Source organism: Candidatus Desulfatibia sp. (assembly GCF_036446775.1).
Taxonomy (GTDB): Bacteria; Desulfobacterota; Desulfobacteria; order Desulfobacterales; family UBA11574; genus Desulfatibia_A.
On record NZ_JAZFTO010000038.1, the window covers coordinates 1 to 6,481 of the forward strand.

Below are 6,481 nucleotides of genomic sequence, written 5' to 3' on the forward strand. Positions count from 1 at the left end.
CGCAAGCAGGAACGAGGCCATACATGTAGTATGCCTAATGTCTGCAAAAATACTACAACCCGCCTGAGGCGGACAAGCGCCGTAGATGGGACTTTTTACGACGCCATTATTTTTGGTCGTCATATGGTTCCAGATGCACGACGACATCAAGTATTTCGGGCCCCTGCTCAATCAATTTGTATTTGACTAATCGAGATATCTGGTGCCCTTTGCGAACAGGCGTCTCGCCGTCCACCAGAACATGAAGGTCCACGAAAAGACCAGTTCCTACCTTGCGGGTACGAATGGCATGGACATGTTTCACTCCATTTACATCCATGGCGATAGATTTTATTTTTTCCCGATCTTTGTGAGGCGCGCCGCGGTCTGTAAGCTCTGAAAGGGCCGGGCTTAATATTTTCCAGGAAACCTTGAGAATAATGAGTGATACGACCAGAGCGCCGACATAATCCAAAAAGGCCAGGCTTGGATGTATGGCGGCAGCGGTTACGGCAATTAGGGCCGGTATTGAGCTTAAAGCGTCGCTGCGATGATGCCAGGCATTGGCAATCACGGCGGAAGATTTTGTGCGCCGGCCGACCGCAAAGGTCCAGTGATACAGCCATTCCTTGAGTACGATAGAGACCACTACGCCTACAAGCGCGATCCATCCGGGCTGCTTTAAATGCATATCCCGCATAGTTGCCAGGGAATTGTAGCCGATTCCCATGGCAACCATCACCAGAGAAATGCCGATAACCGCCGTGACGATGGTTTCGATACGCCAATGCCCGTAAGGGTGGTCTTCATCGGCAGGCACCGACCAGTATTTTACGCCAAAAATCACGGCCAGGTCCGTGCCCATGTCCGAAAGGCTGTGGACCGCGTCGGCGATAACCGCCTGACTGTTGCCCACAAACCCGACCACAAATTTCAGCGTCGCCAGGAATAAATTGACAGCCAGTCCGATCCAGGAAATACGCCGCACCTGGTTCACATGTTGAGCACTCTCACAAGGGAGAAGGTTTTTATCAGGTTTGTTTTTATGCATGTTAAGAATTTATCATAGTTGATGATCTAGTAAAAAGTCACGAATTCAATTATAGATGGCTAAGTAAAAAGGTTCATATACAAGGCGTAGTATTTTTTCAGGAACGAGGCCATACATGTAGTATGCCGAGTGTCTGAAAAAATACTACAACGCAGTAGATGGGATTTTTTACGACGCCATCATAGTTTGTTCAGGAAAACCAGTGGTCTGTTTTAAGACAAATTTTAACCAGCATGAGCATTAGCGGTACTTCAATTAATACTCCCACAACGGTAGCCAGGGCCGCGCCCGAGGAAAGGCCGTAAAGCATGATCGAAGTAGCGATGGCCACTTCAAAATGATTGGAGGCTCCGATCATGGCCGACGGGGCCGCATCTTTATAATCCAGTTTCATCAGTTTGGCCAGACCGTAGGCCAGCCAGAAAATCAGGTTGGTCTGAATGAAAAGGGGAATTGCGATCCAGAGAATGGTCAGCGGGTTGGATAAAATCACGTCGCCCTTGAAGGAGAAGAGCAGCACGAGCGTAATCAGCAGGGCCGTAATTGTAAAGGGCGTTAGTACATGGAGAAATTTCTCTTTGAACCAGGCCTCCCCGCGGGCTTTAATAATGAGTCTTCTGGAAATATAGCCCGCTACAAGCGGCAGGGCCACGTAGATTCCAATGGAAAGCACCAGCGCCTGCCACGGAACCGGAAGCCGCCCTATACCCAGCAGGAAACCGCCCAGAGGACCGAAAAGAAAAAGCATGGCAAGAGAGTTAATGGCCACCATCACCAGTGTGTGCCCGTCGTTGCCACGGGCCAGAGACCCCCAGACCAGGACCATGGCCGTGCAGGGCGCAATTCCCAGAAGGATGCAACCGGCCAGGTAACTCCGCCAGAGAGGTACTTGAAGCATTTTAACCCCGTTGACCAGCACCACTTGACCCACGCCGTAAGTTCCGCCTACAGCAAGATTCAGCCCCAGCGGCATTTTGACGTGATCCACGGCTTCGGGACCGATAAAATTATAAAAGAGCGTACCTAAGAAGAAAAGCGAAATGGCATACATAGTGAAGGGCTTTACGGCCCAGTTGACGAAGAGGGTCAGCCCTACCGGTTTGATATTTTTGCCGGCCATCAGGACTTCGCCGAAATCGATTTTGACCATGATGGGATACATCATGAAGAAAAGGCAGACGGCGATAGGAATGGAAACCACCGGTGCTTCTCCAACGAATATGGCCAGACTGTCAAGGTATTGGGCCACTCCCGGGGCGATCTTGCCGAGGACAATCCCGGCTATGATCGAGAGTGCTATCCAGGCGGAAAGATATTTTTCGAAAAAACTGAGTCCTTGGGCCTCTTTGGTGATGCAAGCTTCAGTTGTCACTATTTTTTCTCCTCTTAACCGGTCAACCAGGATTTTATATCGTCTTTGGCCGGGATTTTACCTATTTCGGATAGAAGCAAAATAGCTGTATAGCTATTTAGCTATTTAGTCTTATTGTTTGCACAGGTCTTCACGCCGGATATCCGGCAGTTTAGCAATGATGTCCACCGTCTCAGGATCAGCATTCAACCAGTGTTTAAGATTGCCTAGAATGCTGGCCACATAAGGCGACGAGCTGCCATCCGAGAGATGGTAGTTGACCCACAAACCATCTTTGGATGACATCACAAAACCAGTACTTTCAAGCATTTTAAGATGTTTGGAAACGCTGGGCTGGGCGATTTGCAAAAGGGCCTGAATTTCGCAGACACACAGCTTCTTATGCTGAAGCATTTTGATTATTTTGACCCGGTTCGGATCGGAAAGCGCTTTCATGACCTTGACAAAGTCTTTCATTTAGACCCACCATATATTCATTTTGAGGAATATAGTTGTTCGATTGTCGTTTGTCAAGGGGATTTATTGGTAGCCGTTCAGGGGTTCATAGGTTCAGAGGTTTAAGGTAACCCGACTCGGCTGAAGCGTTCGACCCTGAGCTCACAGCCGAAGGGCTCGTCGCAGGCTGAACGGGGAACTCTGAACCTTTGAACGCCTACATTTATTGCCGTCTTGGTTTAATCACATACGAAACAATAATCTGGTCTTTTGATTCTGATGAAATTTTTAAGGATGCGGGATTGAGGACCGGGTTAATCATCATGCTTCCGGATTGTTGCAGGTTATCAAGCGGTATCTTGGCCGTATAGATGGTGGAGATGTTTTCCAAAATTCGATTACCGCCGATGATTTCAATTTTTTCAGGGTCAAGCTTAATCTCGGAAAGGATCAAATGCTCCGGCAATTTACCAACCCAGTCCACCTGCAAGGGCAATGCTTTTTTTATGATGACCTCCAGGGTCGCCTCAACCACCGACGGGCTGACTTTTTTTAGAAAAATGCCCGGCGGCAGGGTAATGTTATCCCGGGTGATGGAAAACGTATTGCGACCGGCAACAGCTTTGTCCAAATCCAGCCGCACCTGAATCTGTTCCGGTCGAATCGATTTTATCAGGGCGCTTGACCCTCCCAATTGAAGACTGACGGCATTGACGGATGTTTCAATTATTTCGATCTTAGGATCGCTTTTAGTATATTCCACAGGTATTTCCAGGGTCATCAGGGTATCCAGACCCCTTGAAAAGCTGAACCACACGGCGGTTATTAAGATAAGAGAAGCCAGAGCGGCGATGCCGAGCTCGAGTTTTTCTTTTCTAAAGAAACCCTTCTCTTCTTCAAATACGCCGGCATGATCCTTTAATATTTTTATCAGCTCATCATTAGTGCCGATGTCGATGATGTTGGAGTCTTTAGCCGCCACAACATTACCGGTTTCTTCGGATACGACGATAATCAAAGCGCCGGTTACCTCGGCCAATCCTAATGCGGCCCGGTGGCGCGTGCCGTAATGTGAAGGCAGGTCGTTGCGGTATGATAAAGGCAGGATAACTCCGACTTCGGTAATCCGATCCTCCTGGATTATGGCGGCACCGTCATGAACAGGATTATCATGCCAGAATATGCTCGCAATCATTTCTTTAGAGAGCAGTCCGTTCCATTGGATGCCACTTTGGACAAAATCCCGCAGGTTTTCCATGGCGGGAAATACAATCAAAGCCCCGATGTGTTGGCGCGATAGTGCCAGAATACTTTCTGCGATGACTTCTGTGGGCGTGTGAGCAGTTTTAATGGGGGAACTCCAGAGAATGGCTTTTAAATTTTTGGCCTGCAGAACGCTGCGAATTTCATTTCTAAAAACAATGATGATAATGAGCGTGGCAACCGCCGTAATCCCCTGCAAGGCCCAGCTGGTTAAAATCAGCCCCAAAAATACAGCGATGCGCTGAAAAAACCAGAGGATCACAAGTCCGGCAATCACCCGGAAAACATGGGTTCCTCTGAAAAGCACGTAAAGCCGAAACAGAATATAACTAAGCAGCAGGATATCAGCGACATCCTGCCAGTGAATTGTTGCCAAAAAAGACAAAAGCATATCCATCGTCTATTACCTTAATTTTGCAAAATTCAGGTATCAATCCGTGATGCTAAACCTTAAAATACGAAGCAGATTGCCCTTCTGATCGCTAATTTCCACCCGCCAGGGACCTTTGTCGGTTTCTCGAAGCAGGATACTGCTGTATGTTGACCAGCGAGGCGGATTAAGGGTCAATTTTTTTTTGGTACTGGGTTTATCCCGGTGATACCATTTGTGGTATATAAATGTTTTTTCAGGCACGGGATCAAATGAGGTGAAACAGGATACTTTACCGATTTTGATGGAAAAAACAACCGCTGAATTATAGGGGGTATATTCTTTGATCTCCTCACACATCGCGGCGTTTTCAAGGGTCAGCTTTTCCAAAGCCCGGCGAGGTAAAGTATCTTTATTATTTTGAGCAAATCCCCAAACGGAAAGGAAAAAAGCGATACAAACAAGTAAAATAATGCTTGTAAAAAATGTACGTTTCATGGGTGTATCTCTAACAACGGTTAGATATAATTATGTTTATCTTTCACTTAAGACCAATATTCAGATTTAATCAAGTCATAAAATCGCTTCGCGATTTTATACAACGCGGCTACGCCGCTTGATTAAAGGAATCCTAAGCAATCAAGTTAATTAACGCTCTTGACTTTATTGCTTTAAACTTCAATATTATGGAGGACGATAAAATGCAAAACAAAAGGACGTGCTGCCGAGAGGTTATTTTATGTCGGTATTAAAGAACAAGAAAATTCAAATTTCTGCAGGGATCTTTTTCGTTTTAGGTATCATTGTAGCTGTAGTTATTATATTCGCCGGCAATGATTATACAACCGGAAATTCCAAATCTGCCCTGGTTCTCAAGAGTCAGGAAGGTTTTACCTTTTTTGATCTTGGTGTTGATTCGGAGCTGACGGCCAATATGCGGGACGAATTGAGAGACAAACTGGGCTCCGATGCTATCGAAAGGCGCAGCCCCCTTGACCTGACCGTTAACTACCAAGGATTTATACAACAATATTTCAAAGAATTGGACCAACTCAATAAACGATTAAATTTTCCTCCTGGAGAAAGGGTAGAACATAATATTATAAAATTAATGTACCGGTACTCCCAAAGAAAAAAAGTGCCTTTTAAATATGTAGAACTGGTATTTTCAGGCTACACAAAAAAGCCCTTACTGTTTAAAATATCATCAAAAAAAGAGGGTTCACTTATTATCGAAACCATCCGGGAAAAACATGGAGAGCCGAAAACCATCAACTGGGAGCAAAAGGAAGCCAGGTCTTTATACTGGGAAAAAGACAAATCAATTTTGGTTATATCCATAAGTAAAGACCGTTATGGCGACCCTGAATACCATACCGTAATATATTTTGCTCCTAACATTGAAACATTGCTGTTCAAAGAAGAACAAGTAGCCCGGCTGCGTGAAGAGGAGATCAAGAAAAAAGGGAAAACCGCATTTTAACCCCAATTGAGTATACCTGCTGAGTTTTAGGGTACAAGTAATTTGTTATATGGCCCAATATGAGAATAGAATGGAGTCATTTTATCAAACCTTTAATCACCTTTGGCTGATATTATTTGACAGGGAGTAAGATTATGCCGGGGATAAATAGAGTTGAGCTGTGCAAGCAGCTTCGCAAAAACAGACTTCAGTATCAATTATTGCGGGCAGTATTGGACATGAACTGAACAATGCAATTAGCGGGTTAGTGGGATATGCAGATCTTTTGAGGATGGAACCGGGTGACATTGAGATGGGCCAGAAGTGTACTGAGATATTCACCACACAATCCCAGCGTCTTAAGCTGCATGCCAGTAACCTTATTCATTCTTCTTGGGGCTTAATGAAGAGGTCCTTCGCATCAAAGAAAAGTTCTTCAGAAGTTTCGTTGTTGTTAAAGACCCGGATAATCGCGTCTGCAATGGCTTCGCAATATATTTTGATCGGAAAGAAGTTGCGGTTTCGGATGGTGGCGATTAAACTGGACCT

7 protein-coding genes are annotated in these 6,481 nt (G+C 45.6%); 1 reads left to right on the top strand and 6 read right to left on the bottom strand.

The genetic code is table 11. The features are described 5' to 3' along the window. Window positions 1-106: 106 nt before the first annotated feature. The 5 genes from V3S16_RS01655 to V3S16_RS01675 all read right to left on the bottom strand — a co-directional run bounded on the left by V3S16_RS01655 (window position 107) and on the right by V3S16_RS01675 (window position 4,968). Entirely contained in the window at window positions 107-1,030 is a 924-nt protein-coding gene (locus V3S16_RS01655; protein WP_413882936.1) for a cation diffusion facilitator family transporter, read from the bottom strand. A 190-nt stretch (window positions 1,031-1,220) separates the two neighbouring features. Beyond that, window positions 1,221-2,402 (bottom strand): ACR3 family arsenite efflux transporter, encoded by a 1,182-nt coding sequence (arsB, locus tag V3S16_RS01660; RefSeq protein WP_413882937.1) that lies wholly within the window; start codon window positions 2,400-2,402, stop codon window positions 1,221-1,223. 111 nt (window positions 2,403-2,513) lie between these two features. Further along, the gene (locus V3S16_RS01665; RefSeq protein WP_413882938.1) at window positions 2,514-2,858 is read right to left on the bottom strand and encodes an ArsR/SmtB family transcription factor; all 345 of its coding nucleotides are present in this window, start codon (window positions 2,856-2,858) and stop codon (window positions 2,514-2,516) included. Between the two features lie 202 nt (window positions 2,859-3,060). Next, entirely contained in the window at window positions 3,061-4,497 is a 1,437-nt protein-coding gene (locus V3S16_RS01670; protein ID WP_413882939.1) for a diadenylate cyclase, read from the bottom strand. A 33-nt stretch (window positions 4,498-4,530) separates the two neighbouring features. Further along, on the bottom strand, window positions 4,531-4,968 hold the full coding sequence (locus V3S16_RS01675) for a DUF2914 domain-containing protein (protein ID WP_413882940.1): 438 nt from the start codon (window positions 4,966-4,968) through the stop codon (window positions 4,531-4,533). Between the two features lie 241 nt (window positions 4,969-5,209). On the opposite strand from V3S16_RS01675, the gene V3S16_RS01680 reads away from it, so the two are divergent. After that, a complete protein-coding gene (locus V3S16_RS01680) occupies window positions 5,210-5,953 on the top strand; it encodes a hypothetical protein (RefSeq protein WP_413882941.1) in 744 nt (247 codons plus the stop codon). Between the two features lie 244 nt (window positions 5,954-6,197). Here the strand turns inward: V3S16_RS01680 and V3S16_RS01685 are convergent, their stop codons facing one another. Beyond that, the gene (locus tag V3S16_RS01685; protein ID WP_413882942.1) at window positions 6,198-6,320 is read right to left on the bottom strand and encodes a hypothetical protein; all 123 of its coding nucleotides are present in this window, start codon (window positions 6,318-6,320) and stop codon (window positions 6,198-6,200) included. Between the last annotated feature and the right edge of the window lie 161 nt (window positions 6,321-6,481).